Below are 1,627 nucleotides of genomic sequence, written 5' to 3'. Positions count from 1 at the left end.
GCAAATACCATATTACCCATGCCGGCGACACCTTGCTCAAAACCTGGCAGCGCTGAAAAAACTCCCGAAAAGACGCGTTTTTTTATCGTTTAAAATGCACTTTAAAATGACACTTTTTGTATACCGTTCACATACCTTTCATACACCTGCCAATCACGTACCAGAATCGGCCAAACCCCTTTTGATTACCCTTATAACCCCGCGGTCACAATCCTGTTTCTCAGAAGCTGTCTAAAAATAAAAAAACAGACCGTCATACGAGGTACGAAGCTATCCCCGACTACGCAGATCGGAATTGCAGAGCAACCCTGTATGGCGGGGATTGCTTCGTACCTCGCAATGACGCATGAATATGCGCATCATTAGAAGTATAAAAACATTAATAAAATCAAATTTAGACAGCTTCTTAGCTTTAATTTACTTGTCACTATCCCCTAACTCACTCTTTTTCCCTTCAACAGCATAGCCATAGCATCATCCAGCGATCCCGCGCGAATCACTTCGCCCGAGTTAACAAAATATATCTCATCGGCATTTTCGATAGTGTTAAGGCGATGGGCAATTATTACCCGCGTTGTGGTTTCGGGCAGTTTATCAAGAATGTCACTCAACAATTTTTCGGTAATTGTATCAATATTGGCGGTGGCCTCATCTAATATCAGGATCTGCGGATTACGTAGCACGGCCCGCATAAAGGCTATCAGCTGCTTTTGACCAAGGCTGATACTGTCTCCGCTTGATAATACCGGGGTCTCCAGTCCGTTCTCAAAAATAGCCAGCAGGCTGCCCAGGCTGGCATCTTTTATAACCTGCTCCAGTTGTTGGTTAGTATAGTCCTTGTACAGCTCATTACTGTATAAAATATTGTCTCTAACAGTGCCGCTAAACAGGAAAGGCTCCTGCAAAATAAAGCCTATCCTAAGGCTGCGCTCTTCGGCGGTATAGGTCCTGATATCTTTTCCATCAAGCAGGATCAATCCTTTCGACGGATCATATAAACGGGCTATCAATGATGCTGTAGTGGTTTTACCACCGCCTGTAGGCCCAACCAGGGCATATGTTTTACCCTGCTCCAGTTTAAAGCTTACATGGTGCAATATCTCCTTGCTTTCATCATAGCTAAAATATACATCTCTAAATTCCAGTAAAGCGGCGTTTGAGTCTGTTATACCTGCCTCCATCCGGGGCAAGTCACTTTCGAGCGCCAAAATCTGAGAGATCCTGTCCCAACCTGCCATTGCCAGTTGAAAGTTTGACCATAAGGCCGCCAATTGCCTTAACGGATTATAAAAAAGCGTGGTGTACGATAAATAACTTACCAGCAAACCAATAGAAAACTGCCCGTGGCTAATAAGATAAATACCAAAAGTAAGTACTATCAATTGTGCAATGCTGGCAAATAAGCCATAAACAGGCACAAAAACGTTATTAGCCAAACCAGCGCTAATGGCTGTTTTATAATTTTGCTTATTAACAGTATCAAATCGCTTCCTGAAATAATCTCGCCGGTTAAACGCGATGATCACCTTAAAATTACTAAGGCTTTCCTGTATCTCGCCGCTTAAGCCCCCGGTACTTTTAAGGTTAGCCGCGTTTTTACTTTTTATCCATGGCGATAGTATCAGCG

The 1,627-nt window shown here is 43.3% G+C and carries 1 protein-coding gene; it reads right to left on the bottom strand.

From position 1 onward, the window contains the following. Positions 1-434 precede the first annotated feature (434 nt). Positions 435-1,627, bottom strand: a 1,193-nt coding sequence (locus AC1DPZ_RS26800; protein ID WP_477409248.1) for an ABC transporter ATP-binding protein, incomplete at its 5' end; no start/stop codon positions are given.

It is taken from the genome of Mucilaginibacter sp. P4_G9, from assembly GCF_056400985.1.
The sequence above is the reverse complement of the archived record's forward strand: the minus strand, read 5'-3'. Positions and strand labels throughout refer to the sequence as shown.